At 67.8% G+C, this 14,820-nt stretch carries 13 protein-coding genes; 6 read left to right on the top strand and 7 right to left on the bottom strand.

The window, feature by feature from the left end; genetic code table 11:
• Positions 1–202: 202 nt before the first annotated feature.
• Both mftR2 and ACPCUW_RS19925 read left to right on the top strand, forming a co-directional pair.
• Positions 203–826, top strand: coding sequence for a mycofactocin system transcriptional regulator MftR2 (gene mftR2 / locus ACPCUW_RS19930; RefSeq protein WP_030517131.1), 624 nt, complete (start codon positions 203–205; stop codon positions 824–826).
• 53 nt (positions 827–879) lie between these two features.
• The gene (locus ACPCUW_RS19925) at positions 880–1,941 is read left to right on the top strand and encodes a ferredoxin--NADP reductase (RefSeq protein ID WP_063013612.1); all 1,062 of its coding nucleotides are present in this window, start codon (positions 880–882) and stop codon (positions 1,939–1,941) included.
• A 112-nt stretch (positions 1,942–2,053) separates the two neighbouring features.
• Here ACPCUW_RS19925 and ACPCUW_RS19920 read toward each other — a convergent pair whose 3' ends face one another.
• The 4 genes from ACPCUW_RS19920 to ACPCUW_RS19905 form a co-directional block, all read right to left on the bottom strand.
• Positions 2,054–2,803 carry a DNA alkylation repair protein gene (locus tag ACPCUW_RS19920; RefSeq protein WP_423426387.1) on the bottom strand — a complete coding sequence of 250 codons (750 nt, stop codon included), beginning with the start codon at positions 2,801–2,803 and terminating at the stop codon, positions 2,054–2,056.
• A 145-nt stretch (positions 2,804–2,948) separates the two neighbouring features.
• Positions 2,949–4,079, bottom strand: a complete 1,131-nt coding sequence (locus ACPCUW_RS19915; protein ID WP_423426385.1) for a hypothetical protein — start codon at positions 4,077–4,079, stop codon at positions 2,949–2,951.
• Positions 4,080–4,528: 449 nt separating this feature from the next.
• Positions 4,529–5,308, bottom strand: coding sequence for a glutamate racemase (locus ACPCUW_RS19910; RefSeq protein ID WP_064906676.1), 780 nt, complete (start codon positions 5,306–5,308; stop codon positions 4,529–4,531).
• A gap of 126 nt (positions 5,309–5,434) precedes the next feature.
• A complete protein-coding gene (locus ACPCUW_RS19905; RefSeq protein WP_423426384.1) occupies positions 5,435–6,622 on the bottom strand; it encodes an NAD(P)/FAD-dependent oxidoreductase in 1,188 nt (395 codons plus the stop codon).
• A gap of 199 nt (positions 6,623–6,821) precedes the next feature.
• On the opposite strand from ACPCUW_RS19905, the gene ACPCUW_RS19900 reads away from it, so the two are divergent.
• Together ACPCUW_RS19900 and ACPCUW_RS19895 are read left to right on the top strand one after the other, a co-directional pair.
• The gene (locus ACPCUW_RS19900; protein ID WP_423426383.1) at positions 6,822–7,169 is read left to right on the top strand and encodes an SPW repeat protein; all 348 of its coding nucleotides are present in this window, start codon (positions 6,822–6,824) and stop codon (positions 7,167–7,169) included.
• Complete coding sequence (locus ACPCUW_RS19895) at positions 7,169–7,798, top strand: TetR/AcrR family transcriptional regulator (RefSeq protein ID WP_423426381.1); 630 nt, start codon at positions 7,169–7,171, stop codon at positions 7,796–7,798. Before ACPCUW_RS19900 ends, ACPCUW_RS19895 begins: the two co-directional genes overlap by 1 nt.
• Positions 7,799–7,813: 15 nt before the next feature.
• On the opposite strand, the gene ACPCUW_RS19890 is transcribed toward ACPCUW_RS19895, so the two are convergent.
• Complete coding sequence (locus ACPCUW_RS19890; RefSeq protein WP_423426379.1) at positions 7,814–8,458, bottom strand: TetR/AcrR family transcriptional regulator; 645 nt, start codon at positions 8,456–8,458, stop codon at positions 7,814–7,816.
• A gap of 69 nt (positions 8,459–8,527) precedes the next feature.
• Between ACPCUW_RS19890 and ACPCUW_RS19885 the strand changes: the two genes are divergently transcribed.
• Together ACPCUW_RS19885 and ACPCUW_RS19880 are read left to right on the top strand one after the other, a co-directional pair.
• Positions 8,528–8,971, top strand: a complete 444-nt coding sequence (locus ACPCUW_RS19885; RefSeq protein ID WP_245007883.1) for a cupin domain-containing protein — start codon at positions 8,528–8,530, stop codon at positions 8,969–8,971.
• 81 nt (positions 8,972–9,052) lie between these two features.
• Entirely contained in the window at positions 9,053–11,251 is a 2,199-nt protein-coding gene (locus ACPCUW_RS19880; protein WP_423426378.1) for a hypothetical protein, read from the top strand.
• Positions 11,252–11,332: 81 nt separating this feature from the next.
• On the opposite strand, the gene tuf is transcribed toward ACPCUW_RS19880, so the two are convergent.
• Together tuf and fusA are read right to left on the bottom strand one after the other, a co-directional pair.
• Entirely contained in the window at positions 11,333–12,523 is a 1,191-nt protein-coding gene (tuf, locus tag ACPCUW_RS19875; RefSeq protein ID WP_063013626.1) for an elongation factor Tu, read from the bottom strand.
• Between the two features lie 115 nt (positions 12,524–12,638).
• The gene (gene fusA / locus ACPCUW_RS19870; protein ID WP_063013628.1) at positions 12,639–14,741 is read right to left on the bottom strand and encodes an elongation factor G; all 2,103 of its coding nucleotides are present in this window, start codon (positions 14,739–14,741) and stop codon (positions 12,639–12,641) included.
• Positions 14,742–14,820: the final 79 nt, after the last annotated feature.

The following is a 14,820-nucleotide window of genomic DNA, read 5'->3' as shown; positions in this document are numbered from 1 at the left end:
TTCCGCGTGGGACGCGATAGTTCATCTCCGGCTACTACCGCGTGAGATGCGGCGTCGCCGTGTGCGCCGATCTCCTCCACGTACCGGGCCGCGACCACGAACGCGCACTCTAGACTGCGGAAGGCAAGCACGTTGAACAGCAGATGACGGGTGGCCGTCGGGCGGGCTGCGCAGGTCTAGAGGTGGCATGGGAGTCGGACGGATGCAGACGAGCGGGGGCGGCAACACACTCTCGGAAGCCGAGATAGTCGAGGCCGCATTGCGTGTGGTGCGCGCCGACGGCGTGGAGAAGCTGTCGATGCGCCGGCTCTCCCGCGAACTGGGCGTCTCGCCGATGGCGCCCTACTACTACGTCGCCGACAAGCGCGAATTGCTCGATCTGGTGGCCAGCGCGGCCCTGACCGGCGTGCGGACCCCACCGCCGGAATTCGGCACCTGGCAGCAGCGCCTGCGCGAACTCATCGATCAGATCGACGAGAAGCTGCGCAAACATCCGGGCCTCGGCGATGTGCTGATCGAACAGACGCTGGGCAAACAGCTCGATCTGATCGCCGCTGTGATGGAAATCCTGTCCGATGCGGGCTTCGACGATCGCAATGTGCTCGCCGCCTATGCCACCATTCACACGTATCTGTTCGGCCGCGCCCGGGTCAATCCACGGGACCGATCCGCGCTGGTCGACATGCCGCTTCCCGAAGCCGTCGAGCGGGCCGTCAAGCACATGGGCGATCTGCGCGGCAAATACTCCTACGACTTCGGTATGGATGTGCTGATCGCGGGGCTCGAGGCCCAGCTTGTCCGGCAGCGGGACGGCCACGTATCATAAATTAGAACACGTTCTAGTTTACCTGCTCCAGCGCCCGGCCCCGAGAGGACACCATGACCACCGCCGATCCCGTCGTACCGCACAGCTCACGATCGGCCGTGCTGCGGGTCGCCGCTGTCGTCAACGAGACGGCCGACGCCTGTTCGCTGGTCTTCGACGTGCCCGAAGAACTGCGCGAGCGCTTCGCCTACCAGCCCGGCCAGTTCCTGACGCTGCGCATCCCGAGCGAGCGCACCGGTTCGGTCGCGCGCTGCTATTCGCTGGCCAGCTCACCGCACACCGATGTGCAACCGAAGGTCACCGTGAAGCGCACGGTCGACGGATACGCGTCGAACTGGGTGTGCGACAACGTGCAAGCCGGTGACGAGATCGAGGTGCTGCCGCCTTCCGGCGTCTTCACGCCGAAGGATCTGGACGAGGACCTGCTGCTGTTCGCCGCCGGCAGCGGTGTCACCCCGGTGATGTCGATCCTGAAATCGGCGCTCGCCCGTGGTACCGGCCGGATCGTGCTGGTCTACGCCAACCGCGATCCGGAATCGGTCATCTTCGCCGACGAACTGCGCGAACTCGCCGACAAGAATCCGCAGCGGCTCGTGGTGGTGCACTGGCTGGAGACGCTGCAGGGCCTGCCCACCGCCGACGGACTGGCCGCGCTGTGCACCCCGTACACCGGTTTCCGCGCCTTCATGTGCGGGCCGAAGGCGTTCATGGACCGGGTGCACGACGCACTGGCCCAGCTGGAGGTGCCACGCAACCGCACCCACGCCGAGGTCTTCAATTCGCTGTCCGGCGATCCGTTCGCCGCCGGCGCCCCCGTCGAGGTCAGCGAGGAGGACGCCGCCGACGCGGCCACCGTGGAGGTCGAACTCGACGGCCAGACCCATTCCATGCAGTGGCCGCGGCGTCAGACCCTGGTCGACATCATGCTCGCCAAGGGCCTGGACGTGCCGTACTCCTGCCAGGAAGGCGAATGCGGCTCCTGCGCCTGCACCGTGCTGGAAGGCAAAGTGGAGATGGACAATTCGGAGATTCTCGATCCGGAGGACATCGAAGCCGGGTACATCCTCGGGTGCCAGGCGCATCCGGTCACCGATCATCTGAAGATCCAGTTCTGAGGACCGCCGCTGCCGCAGCCGACCGCTGGGCCGTGCGCGGCAGGGGAATCCGCCGCGGTGCATGGGCGCCGTATCGGCACCGCGGCGGACACCGCGTAGTGGGCGGGCCGGCTTACGGCGCCTGCCGTTGCGCCCGATAGGCCGCGCGCGTCTCGGGTTCCAGATGTTCGGTGGCGTAACTCAATGCCGTGCGGCCCATATCGTGGGCACGGCGGTCCAGGAATTCGGTGAGCAGGGCGCGGTCCACCCGTTTGCCGACTTCCCGCAGCATCCATCCGACCGCCTTCTGAATCAGGTCGCGCCGATCGTCGAGCAGCCGTTCGCACAGTGCGAACGTGGTCGAGGCGTCGCCGGCCTTGATGAATGCGAAGGTCGTCAGCAATGCGACCCGTCGTTCCCACAGCGATTCCGACCGCGCCAGTTCGTCGAGCAGATCGCGCGGCCGTTCCAGTAACCACGGGCCGAGGATGTTCTCGGCCGACACGTCGACCAGATCCCAATTGTTCACGCGCCCGCGGCGCACCGCCGCCAGATACATCTCCACGATTTCCTGTTGCGCGGCAACGTCGTACGTGCGCGGTTTCCCCGCCTTCGCCATGGCATTGTTCGCGATCACCAACGCCGCGAGCCGATGTTCGTGCACCGGACTCCGCAAAAGCTCAGCTATCTCCGAAACGGGCAGTGCGGAAAATTGTTTCGCGACCTTGCGGGTCTGCGGCACAGGGACTCCGAGGAAGACGTCGCCCTCGCCGTAGTCCCCGGGCCCGGTTTTGAAGAACCGCCGCAACTCGAGGGCGCGGCCGGGATCTCCCAGCTCGTCCATGGCACGGGCGACATCGGCGGCGGTCGGCGCGGAGTTCATGCCCGCACTCCGCCGACACCGCCCGACGCCGAATGCCGATCCTCCGGATGATGCGCAACGATCATGTACGGCAGTATCACTCACTCTTCACCCGATTCCCGACGACAACGTGTCCGGCCGCGGCCGGACACGTGCCGTTGCGGATCTAGTTGGCGAAGGTGCGCTCCCCCCGCGCCGGAGCGTGCGCGGACACCGCTCCCGCGGGAATGACGATGCGCCAGCTCGGTTGTTTCCGAACCGGAAACGGCGGGAGTTCGGCGGCGCTCGGTGCGGGCTCGTGCCGCTCCGCGGTGATATCCCCGAATTCGACAACGGGCGCCGGGGGTGTCGCCGGTGCGGGCGGTGCCGGATTGGGTGCTGTCGGAGCCGGGTGCGTTGCCGCCGGCACCGGATTGGCAGCCGTCGGCACCGGCTGCGGTCCCGCCGGCGCCAAAGTGGGTGCGGCCTGGACCACCTGCGATGCGGCCGACGTCAAATGGGATGCGGCCGGAACAAGCTGCGTTGCCACCGGAGCCAGCGGGGATGCGGCCGGAGCCGGGTGCGGTGCCATCGGCATCGGATTGGGGGCGGTCGGCACCGGCTGGGATGCGATCGACGCCGGATAGAGCGCGGCCGGCGCCACATGAGGTGCGGTCGGTACCGGCTGCGATGCGGTCGCCGCAAGCGACCCCAGTCGCGGTGCGGCCGGCGCCACATGAGGTGCGGTCGGTGTCGAGGGGTGTGCGACTGCGACCGATCGCGTCGTCGGCCGGGCAGCGGTGCGCACAATCGGATTGTCGCGCAGATGATTCGTCAGCACACAGGCCGCGGCGCCGAAAGCCGTGATTCCGGCGAGCATCGCGGCGAAATCGAGATGGGCCCCCGCCAGTTGATGCGCGGCATGTGCCCCACCGAAGAGACCGCGGAGGATGCCGGAGAAACTGCTGTCGTCCGCGACCGCCGCGCGCATCTCGGATTCCTTGTTGTCGAGGTACAGCACATCCGCGAGGACGAACACCGCCACACCGGTCCCCGCCACCGCGGCCGCGGCGGAGAATATCGACGCGCGGGTGCGCAGATACGCCACCGCGGCGAAGATCGTCGCGAGCACCGCGACACAGGTCAGCACCGCCCACGTGCCGCTGATATCGGTGTCGCGCAGCCCGGCACCCGCCCAGTCCTGTTGGGACACGGTCGTACCGGTCAGCCTGCCGAAGGCATCCGACCGGATCGCGCCGCCCGGTCCGGAGGCCGACAACCAGGGCTGGAACAACAGGACGAGAGTCGCGGCGCTCAACACGGCCCCGCACAGGTATCCCCAGCTCAGACGGCGACCACCCGGTGGCGTCGGTAGTGAGCCGGACGATTCGAGGTCGCCGGTTCCGGGATGAACATCGCTCCAAGGCGTTCGGGTAGCCATAACTCCGGGTCTGTCTGTTACCGATGCGCCGGCCTCGTGGCGGCCGGCCCGGTAGGGGTGGGTGCGGAAATGCGTCGACGACCGCGCTGTACGTCTGCGAAAAATCACGGTAGAACCGCGTCCGAGTACGGGCCACCAGACCTCCCACGGCTGACTGGGGCGCAGGTCACAGCCATTTTCCGGAGCACCGGCGAGATGTGGCGAAAGAAGTTGTCCCGGAACAGGTTTCGATCGTCGGCACCGGCGCCGGTAGTGCCCGGCCGGCGGGAAGCGCGGGCGCGAACGTGACCGGGTCGACACCGGCTACGCCGAGTGCCCCCGCGAAGCTAGGCGGTCGGGCACGCGGTGTCGACCGCTCCGAGCACACGGCCGGATTCGAAGGCCGCGGCACTCGCGGGCAGTTCACCGGCGCGGCCGCTGTTGTAGACCGTCACCGTGCCGGCGCCTGCGGTCGGCCGGCCCAGGGCGTCGATACGCCGAAGTGTCTGGCCCGCAACGGCTTCCGCGCTGTCGAACAGCCGGACGCCCGAGGGCAGCGCGGCCACGATGGAATCGAGGACCAGCGGGTAGTGGGTGCAGCCGAGGACGACCGCCTCGGTGCCGGCGGGAGTCTGCTCGGCGGCGCGGGCGATGGCGTGCTCGACGGCCTGGAGATCTCCGCGGTCGATCGCGTCGGCGAGGCCGTGGCACGCCACACCGGTCACATCGGCGTCACCGCCGAAGCGAGCGATGAGATCGGCCTGGTAGCGGCTCGCGGTCGTGGCCGCGGTCGCCCACACCGCGACCGAGGCACACGCGGCGGCCGCCGGTTTGATCGCGGGGACGGTGCCGATCACCGGCACCTCGGGCCCGACCTCGGCCCGCACCTGTTCGAGTGCGGTGACGCTGGCGGTATTGCACGGCAGCACAATGGCCTCCGCGCCGAGCCGCAACGATCGGCGGGCCGCATCCAGCACCCGATCGATCACCCACTGCTCGGGTTTGGGCCCCCACGGCGCACCATCGGGATCCAGTTGCAGCAGCAGATCGAGGTCGGGACGCAACTTGCGCAGCCACGCCCCCGTCGGCAACAACCCCAGTCCCGAATCGATGAGCGCAACGATCACCCAGCCACTGTATTAGCGTCGCCACGAACCCTTACGCCCGACCGGGGTATCGACCGGACCTGTTCCGCGCGGCGCTGGCGTGCCGTCGCACCGACCGATCCGGGCGGCACGGCCCGTTGCGGGCGTTCAGCTCGCGGGTGCGGCGGACCTGGCGTTGGCTGCGAGTTCGGCGCGCATCTTCATCACCTGCGCGGTGCGACCGCCGCCGACCACGGCGGTCAGGACTCCGCCGTCGAAGTAGTGCGCCAGGAATTTGCGGCCGTCGTCCTCGACGATCCGGATCTCGTCGGCGCCCGCCGGGGTGCCGAGGACCTGGATCTTCAGGTCGTACTGGTCACTCCACACGTACGGCACCCGCGCGGCCGTGGGAACGTCGCCGCCGAGCAGCGCGGTCACCAGCAGCCGTGCCTGCTCGCCGGCGTTGGTCCAGTGCTCCACCCGCTTGTGCCGGCCGTTGTCGTGGCGCCACGCGGCGACATCGCCGACCGCCCACACCCCCTCGACCGAGGTGCGGCCCACCTCGTCGGCGAGGACACCCCCGCCCGCCTGCGGTTCCGCCAGCGGGATGCCGGATCCGGCCAGCCATTCGGTGATCGGCGCGGAGCCGACACCGATGACCACCAGATCGGCGGTGACCGTAGTGCCGTCGGTGAGGGTGGCCCCGGTAACCGCGCCGTCGTCGACCTGCAACGAGCTCAGTCCGACGCCGCAGCGCAGGTCCACCCCTTCGTCGCGGTGCATGCGCCCGACCAGGCGGCCGACCGCCTCGCCCAGCGCGGCGGCCAGCGGGGTGGGCTGTGGTTCCACCAGCACCACGTCGACGCCGCGGGAACGGAAGCTCGCCGCCAGCTCGCAGCCGATGAATCCGGCGCCGACCACCAGCGCCCGGCGCGCGGTGGCCAGTCCGTCGCGCAGCGCGGCCGCATCCTCGTGCCGCCGCAGGACGTGGACACCGGCAGCCTCGGGCAGACCCGGAATCCGCTTGGGGCGCAGGCCTGTTGCGATGATCAGCTGTCCGTACTCGAGCACGGAGCCGTCGTCGAAGGTCACGGTGCGCGCCGCGGTGTCGACTCCGGTCGCGGCCAGGCCCAGTCGCAGCTCGATGTTCTTCTCGGCGAAGAATTCGGCGGGGCGCAGCGTCGTATCCTCGGTCTCGCCGCGCACGAACTGCTTGGACAACGGCGGCCGATCGTAGGGCAGGCGCTGTTCGTCACCGACGAGGATCACTCCGCCCTCGTATCCGGCGCGGCGCAATTCCTCCGCGGTACGCAGGCCGGCCAGACCGGCGCCGACGATCACGATCGGGGCTGTCATCGCTGCGCTCCTGGCTCGGTTCCCACTGCTGGCACGTATTGCTGCACCAATCCACCATAAACTAGAACACGTTCTAGAATGCGGTGACGGGCGCCATATCCGACGCGAGTGCAGGAATTTTCCGGAACAAGTATTGATCGGGCGGTCAATCAGAGTTATACCGAGATCAGAACATAATTCCGCCCCCGAGGAGGCACCCATGCTCACCGAAAACCGCACCCTGAGTTCCGTGGCCGTGGCACTGGGCGTCTATACCGCCCTGTCCCCCATCTGGACCGACCACAGCAACCGCGCCATGTGGACCCTGATCGTGCTCGGCGTGCTGATCGCCCTGGCCGGCCTGGTCCAGTTCACCCGTCCGGGCATCGCCGGAACCGATTACGCGATGGGCCTGTTCGGCGTCCTGCTGTTCATCTCGCCGTGGGTGATGAACTTCAGCTCCTTCAGCGCGGCGTCGTGGACCGCGTGGATCGTCGGCGTACTGACCGTCGTGGTCGCCCTGGCCGCCCTTCCGCAGGTATCGGCACGGATGCATGCTGCTCACTGATGCAGATGCCCAAACCCCGTCGAGCGGGGCGTCGCCGCAGCAGCAAGGTCGACGGCGACGCCCGCGCCCTGATTCTGGATGCCGCCGAAAGCCTGTTCGCGGCACACGGATTCGACGCGACCGCGACGGCTGCGATAGCCGCCGCGGCCGGCGTTCCGAAGGGGCTGGTCTTCTATTACTTCCCCACCAAGGACTCGATCCTCTCGGCGCTGATGGCCGAGCGAATTCCCGCGCATCCGATCGACGACATCGCCACGGTGGTCCGGCCCGGCGATCCGGCGACCAGCCTGGTGAACCTCGACGCGGCGCTGAATCTGCGCGACCACCATTCCTCGGTGCTGCGCGTGATCATGTGGCGCGAGGCCGATACGCATCCGGATGTGCGAAAACAGGTGCGCCGCATGCGCGATCAGCTGCTCGACGTCACCGCCCGGGTATTGCAGGCGAGTGCGCCCGGGCAGGTACAGCCCGGAACCCTCCGGGCCTGCGCAGCCGCCTGGGTGTCGGCCATGCTCACCATCGCGAGCACCGACCGGTTGCACGCACTGGACGGATTGACACTCGCCGGCGCCGAGGAGATCACGAACCTCTCCCGGGTCGTCGCGGCCGGCATGACCAGCCTGGGCTGAGCCGGCGCCGCCGGTTCAGCGAGCCGGCAGCAGACCATCGACCAACGCGCGCAATCCCTCCGCGTAGGTGTCGGCCGCGGTGAGCGCGCCCCACCGGTCGGCCACGGCCGCCAGGCGCGGAAGTTCGCCGGCATCGATATCGGCGAAGACGCGCTCCCGGAACACCGGCCGGTCGTCGTCGCGCCGCCGGCGAGCCGCGGCCCGAATCAGAATTTCCCCGGCGGTGTAGTACCAGATCGTCCGATAGGCGTGCACCGCCCGCTCGGCATCCAGTCCGGCGTCCATCGCCGCGTCCAGAATCGTCTCGGGATACCAGAGCGCGGCCGGTGAGAGCAGGTCGTCGGCGGTGAGCACCTCGGTGATCCACGGAACCGGGGCCAGGATGTCGTGCATCGCGCGGGCCGCGACGATCAGGCGTTCCCTGGGGTCGTCCGGCAGTGGCGGATGGACCGCCCCCGTCGCCACGTCGTCGAGCAGAAGCAGCAGCAGCGCATCCTTGTCCGGTACGTGGTGATAGAGCGCCATCGGCGTCGCGCCGAGTTCGGCGGCCAGGCGCCGCATGGTCAGCGCCTGCACGCCGTGGGTCTCGATCAGCTCGCGCGCGGCGGCCACGATCTGCGCGCGGGACAACCGCGGCGGACGTCCGGTTCGGGTGCTCACCCGGCCATCTTGACACGAGGTCTCGACAGCGAGCATCGCGGTCGGTTACTTTTTATACATGTATAGAAAATGCGCACCGGGCTCCGCTCCGGCAGCGATCACGCCACTCGCGGCCGGATGAAAGGCACCACCATGCACCTCGCACCTGTCGACCTGTTCGCCCGCGGCATCCGAATGCTGCCCGACGGCCGGGTTTTCGACGAACAACGCCGTATGTCCGGAGATATGGAGGGGTGGACGCTGGCGACTTTCCGGGTGGCCACCGACGCCGACGTCCACGGCGACCACTGGGAAATGCATCCGAGCGGAGAGGAGTTGGTGGCGGTGCTCTCGGGCGGAATCCGGATGTATCTGCGTGAGCCCGGCGACGCGGCGGGACCGGTCTCGCTGCGCGCCGGACAGGCGTTCATCGTGCCGCGGGGGTGTTGGCATCGGATCGAGGTGGACGAGCCGAGTGAACTGATGTCGCTCACCCTGCGCCGCGGTACCGAACTCGCAAAACGGACGGATTGAGCTGCGGCGCAAGGGCGGCGGGAACCGTCGCACACCCCCGCGAACTCGCACCCCGAAACGTGAGCGATAAGAATGGAGTGTATGACGGATCCCGCCAATGCCCGTTTCGGAGAACCCCATACTGCACGAGAGGGGCACCGACTGACCCGCTCCGAGGAGGAGCCGGGCCAGCAGACGGGTGGCGGCGGTCCCGCGCACGGCGGTGCCGAGAAGTTCGGACTGCGCTGGGACAGCGCCGAATTCGGTGAGTCCGGATCGGGTGAGAGCGTTTTCGGCCCGCCCCCGGTCGCCTCGCCCACCGATGTCCCTTCCTTTTCACCCGACTACCTCGCCGGCACCGCGGTTCCGGCACCTCCCGCCGCACCGCCGCTGCCGGTCCGCGACACATCGGCCCGCACGAACATCCCGCCGCTGGCCACCCGAGAACCCGCGCAGCGCAGCATGTTCGCCTCACCGTTCGATGCGGATTACGAGCAAGGTGCGGCGCAGTCGCGGAACAATCCTGCGGCAGACGACGAATCCGCTCCGACCTCCAGTTTCGCGGTGAGCGCGGCGGAGACGCCGCCGGTGGATCCGAGATCGGGTGTCCTGGGATCGTCCACGGCTCCCGGCGACAACGAGAACTCGACGCCGGAGAAGGCAAGCTGGGAAACCGAACTCGATGCCGGAGCCCAGGATCCGGAGGACACCGTCCGCCGCATCGCCGAGAGCCTGGGCATCGACCCCGGGCGGCAGAGTCGCTCCCGTACCGCCGAAATCGAGCCGGCCGAGGCGTCCGCCGAGCCGCCGGAACCGCGGCGATCCGATCCGGTCGAATCCGGTGCCCCGTCGACCGCATCCGTCCCGGCTCCGCCGAAACTCCCGATGCGGCTTCCCACTCCCGCTCACGGCATCGTCCGGACCGAACCGGCCGGTGCCGGAACGGGTCTCGCCGCCGACGCGACACCGGCGAGCACCGACCCGCGCCCGGACACTCCCCGCCGGCCCATTCCCCGTGCGGCTCGGCGGGCACGCGGCGACGAGCAGCCCGCCGCGAACACCGCCGCGGCCCGGCTGCCCGGCGACATCGCGGCAACCGAATCGGCAACCGGTGAGCAGCACACCACCGCGGTGACCGAACCGGCATCCGCCGGCAACGAGCCGCCCGCAGCCGCCTCCGGGAGCGAGAGTGAATCCCGCCCCGCGACAGCGGAAGGTGTGAACCGCACGGCGATCGGTCACGCGACATCGGCCGGCGGCGACGCCGATCCCGCACGGCTCGCCGCGACCCCACTGACCGACCGGTCGCCCGACGAAGCCCTCCGACCCACCGCGACCACCGAATCGGCAGCCGGGAGCGAGCACACACCACACCCCATTACGCGGGCCGAATCCGTCGCCGAGAGCGCCCAGGCCGCCGAACACACCGTCGCCGAGGCGAATACGGGCACAGCGGAGGACGACAAGGGTGAGCCGGCGACCCCCGCGGCGCGGCTGCCGCACCGGCATTCGAACGAGCCGGCACACTCCCACCGCGCGGAGTCGACGCCCCCGGCCCACTCCGATCCGGCCGACCGAACGGACGAAGCCGGCTCCGGAGATCCGCAATCGTGGCAGAACACCGACATGCTCCCGGCGATCCGCAGCCGCGCGGACAACGCCCACGCCGCTTCCCACCAGCTTCCCTCCCGCAACGGGGCGTCGGTGGGCCTGCGCTCGGCCCCGACGAGTACCCTCGCCGAACAGTCCGATACCGACGTCCTGCGACGACGCGCCGCGGAAGCCCGGGTGGCGGAGTCCGTTCCGACCAGCCGGCACCGGTCGCTCGCAGCGGAAACCCGAGCCGACGACTCGACGACCGAGGCCCCGGAAGACGGTGCGACACAGTCGGATTCGGCGATCGGCGCCGCCCACATCGAATCGTCCACCAGTGCAGCCGGTACCGGCGGTCGCCGAAATCGTCGCGCCACCGGGGATCAGCACTCCGGTGACACACCGGACGACATCGCTTCGCGCACCGGCCTGCCCCCCACCTCCCGCCGCGCGGCCCGCCGCCGGGCCGAGACCACCGGCGAACCCCCGGCCATCGACGTCGGCCTGGTGATGCAGTTACTGCTGGCCAGCCACACCCTGGAAAATGTGGCTCGCAACGCCGAAGCCGGCAACGTCGACCTCAACGGCCTCATCACCGCCGCCCACCGAACCCGCACCGCCGCAGTCGAACTCGTCACCACCTGGTTCGGCGGCGCCGACCAGATGCGCGAATTCGCCGAAGCTCTCCTGGCGGCGACCGAGAACTGAGCCAGCGACGCGAAAAGGGCCGCTCCCCGAGGGGAACGGCCCTTTTCATGCTGTCACATGTCGTGACGGCCGATCACAAAGTCACTTGATGACCTTGGTGACGCGGCCGGCGCCGACGGTGCGGCCACCCTCGCGGATCGCGAAGCGCAGGCCCTCTTCCATGGCGACCGGCTGGATCAGCTTGACGCTCATCTCGGTGTTGTCGCCCGGCATGACCATCTCGGTGCCCTCGGGGAGGGTCACGACGCCGGTCACGTCGGTGGTGCGGAAGTAGAACTGCGGGCGGTAGTTGTTGAAGAACGGGGTGTGGCGGCCGCCCTCGTCCTTCGACAAGATGTACGCCTGGCCCTCGAACTCGGTGTGCGGGGTGGTGGTGCCCGGCTTGATGACGACCTGACCACGCTCGACATCTTCGCGCTTGATACCACGCACCAGCAGACCGACGTTGTCACCGGCCTGGCCCTGGTCCAGCAGCTTGCGGAACATCTCGATGCCGGTGATGGTGGTCTTGGTGGTCTTCTCGCGGATACCCACGATCTCGACCTCTTCGTTGACGTTGATCACGCCACGCTCGACACGACCGGTGACCACGGTGCCACGACCGGTGATGGTGAAGACGTCCTCGATCGGCATCAGGAACGGCTTGTCGGTCTCACGGACCGGGTCCGGGATGGACTCGTCGACGGCGTTCATCAGCTCGACGATCGACTCGACCCACTTCTCGTCACCCTCGAGGGCCTTCAGGCCGGAGACGCGGACGACCGGAGCCTCCTCGTCGAACTCCTGGGCGGCCAGCAGCTCGCGGACCTCCATCTCGACGAGCTCGAGGATCTCCTCGTCGTCGACCATGTCCGACTTGTTCAGCGCGACCAGGATGTAGGGCACGCCGACCTGACGGGCGAGCAGCACGTGCTCACGGGTCTGCGGCATCGGGCCGTCGGTGGCGGCCACGACCAGGATGGCGCCGTCCATCTGGGCCGCGCCGGTGATCATGTTCTTGATGTAGTCGGCGTGACCGGGGGCGTCGACGTGCGCGTAGTGACGCTTCTCGGTCTGGTACTCGACGTGGGAGATGTTGATCGTGATACCACGAGCCTTCTCCTCCGGAGCCTTGTCGATCTGGTCGAACGCGAAGCTCTGGTTCAGGTCCGGGTACTTGTCGGCCAGCACCTTGGTGATGGCGGCAGTCAACGTGGTCTTGCCGTGGTCGACGTGACCGATGGTGCCGATGTTGACGTGGGGCTTCGTCCGCTCGAACTTCGCCTTCGCCACTGTTGTCCTCCTGGACTAGTTAGTGCGTGCTTTTGTGCAGCAGTGCGGTTTGTATTTACAGGGGGTCGTACGCGACCGAACGGGGCGGATTCTCGCAAATCCGCCCCGACTGCGATTACTCGCCGGTCGCCTTGGCGATGATCTCCTTCGCCACGTTGGCCGGAACCTCCGCGTACGAATCGAACACCATGGAGTAGTTCGCCCGGCCCTGGGTCTTCGACCGCAGGTCACCGATGTAACCGAACATCTCCGAGAGCGGAACCAGCGCCTTGACGACACGGGCACCACTGCGTTCCTCCATGGCCTGGATCTGGCCACGGCGGGAGTTCAGGTCGCCGATCACATCGCCCATGTAATCCTCGGGCGTGATGACCTCGACAGCCATGAGCGGCTCGAGGATCACCGGACCGGCCTTGCGGGCCGCTTCCTTCAGAGCCATCGAACCCGCGATCTTGAACGCCATTTCCGAGGAGTCGACCTCGTGGTAGGCGCCGTCGAGCAGGGTGGCCTTCAGGTTGACCAGCGGGTAACCGGCGAGGACACCGTACTGCATGGAGTCCTGGATGCCGGCGTCCACCGACGGGATGTACTCGCGCGGAACGCGGCCACCGGTGACCTTGTTCTCGAACTCGTAGGTCGCGCCGTCCTCGCCGGTGAAGGGCTCCAGGCCGATGATGACGCGGGCGAACTGACCCGAACCACCGGTCTGCTTCTTGTGGGTGTACTCGAGCTTCTCGACCTTCTTGGTGATGGTCTCGCGGTAGGCCACCTGCGGCTTACCGACATTCGCCTCGACCTTGAATTCGCGCTTCATCCGGTCGACCAGGATGTCGAGGTGCAGCTCGCCCATACCGCCGATGACGGTCTGGCCGGTCTCCTGATCCAGCTTCACCGAGAAGGTCGGGTCCTCTTCGGCGAGCTTCTGGATCGCGGTGCCCAGCTTCTCCTGGTCGGACTTGGTCTTGGGCTCGATCGAGACCTCGATGACCGGGTCCGGGAAGGTCATGGACTCCAGCACGATCTGGTTCTGCGGATCGCACAGGGTGTCACCCGTGGTGGTGTCCTTCAGGCCGATGACCGCGTAGATGTGGCCGGCGGACGCCGAGGGAACCGGGTTCTCCTTGTTGGAGTGCATCTGGAACAGCTTGCCCAGACGCTCCTTCTTGCCCTTGGTCGAGTTGATGACCTGGGCGCCGGAGTCGACCTTGCCCGAGTACACGCGGACGTAGGTCAGCTTGCCGAAGAACGGGTGCACCGCGATCTTGAACGCCAGCGCCGCGAACGGCTCGTCAGCGCTCGGCCGACGGGTGATGACCTCGTCCTCCTTGCCGGGGACGTGGCCTTCCACGTTCTCGACGTCCAGCGGCGAGGGCAGGTAGTCCACGACGGCGTCGAGCATGGGCTGCACGCCCTTGTTCTTGAACGCCGAACCACACAGCACCGGGTAGAGCTCCGAGGCGACGGTCAGCTTACGGATGGCGCCCTTGATCTCGTCGATCGTGAGCTCCTCGCCGCCGAAGAACTTCTCCAGCAGCGCCTCGTCCGACTCGGCGACGGTCTCGAGCAGCTCCTGGCGGTACTGCTCGGCCTTCTCCTTCAGATCGGCCGGGATCTCGGTGACCTCGTACTTCTCACCGAGCTTGGTCTCGCCGGTCCACACCTTGGCGTTCATCTCGACCAGGTCGACGATGCCCTCGAAGGAGTCCTCCGCGCCGATCGGCAGCTGGATGACCAGTGGCTTCGCGCCCAGGCGGTCCTTGATGGTCTGGACGGTGAAGTAGAAGTCCGCGCCCAGCTTGTCCATCTTGTTGACGAAGCAGATACGCGGCACGTCGTACTTGTCGGCCTGACGCCACACCTGCTCCGACTGCGGCTCGACGCCCTCTTTACCGTCGAACACCGCGACGGCGCCGTCGAGCACACGCAGCGAACGCTCCACCTCGACGGTGAAGTCGACGTGGCCGGGGGTGTCGATGATGTTGATCTGGTTCTGGTTCCAGAAACACGTCACCGCCGCCGAGGTGATGGTGATGCCGCGTTCCTGCTCCTGCTCCATCCAGTCGGTGGTCGACGCACCGTCGTGGGTCTCACCGATCTTGTAGTTCACACCGGTGTAGAACAGGATTCGTTCGGTAGTGGTCGTCTTGCCGGCATCGATGTGAGCCATGATGCCGATGTTGCGGACCTTGTTGAGGTCGGTGAGCACGTCCTGTGCCACGGAAATCTTCCCCGCTCTGCTCTGTTAGCGATCAGCTAGTTGGGATTTTCGGGAACGGCCCGGGCGGTTCCGCTTCGAT

Origin of the sequence: Nocardia sp. AB354 (assembly GCF_049538315.1) — a bacterium.
GTDB lineage: Bacteria > Actinomycetota > Actinomycetes > Mycobacteriales > Mycobacteriaceae > Nocardia > Nocardia nova.
Note: the sequence above shows the minus strand (reverse complement) of the source record. Positions and strands in the feature narration are given on the sequence as shown.

Coding starts and splice junctions, on each gene's coding strand:
- ACPCUW_RS19880 (WP_423426378.1), top strand. CDS start 9,053: ATGACGGATCCCGCCAATGCCCGTTTCGGAGAACCCCATACTGCACGA.
- ACPCUW_RS19925 (WP_063013612.1), top strand. CDS start 880: ATGACCACCGCCGATCCCGTCGTACCGCACAGCTCACGATCGGCCGTG.
- ACPCUW_RS19900 (WP_423426383.1), top strand. CDS start 6,822: ATGCTCACCGAAAACCGCACCCTGAGTTCCGTGGCCGTGGCACTGGGC.
- ACPCUW_RS19920 (WP_423426387.1), bottom strand. CDS start 2,803: ATGAACTCCGCGCCGACCGCCGCCGATGTCGCCCGTGCCATGGACGAG.
- ACPCUW_RS19905 (WP_423426384.1), bottom strand. CDS start 6,622: ATGACAGCCCCGATCGTGATCGTCGGCGCCGGTCTGGCCGGCCTGCGT.
- ACPCUW_RS19885 (WP_245007883.1), top strand. CDS start 8,528: ATGCGCACCGGGCTCCGCTCCGGCAGCGATCACGCCACTCGCGGCCGG.
- ACPCUW_RS19895 (WP_423426381.1), top strand. CDS start 7,169: ATGCAGATGCCCAAACCCCGTCGAGCGGGGCGTCGCCGCAGCAGCAAG.
- mftR2 (WP_030517131.1), top strand. CDS start 203: ATGCAGACGAGCGGGGGCGGCAACACACTCTCGGAAGCCGAGATAGTC.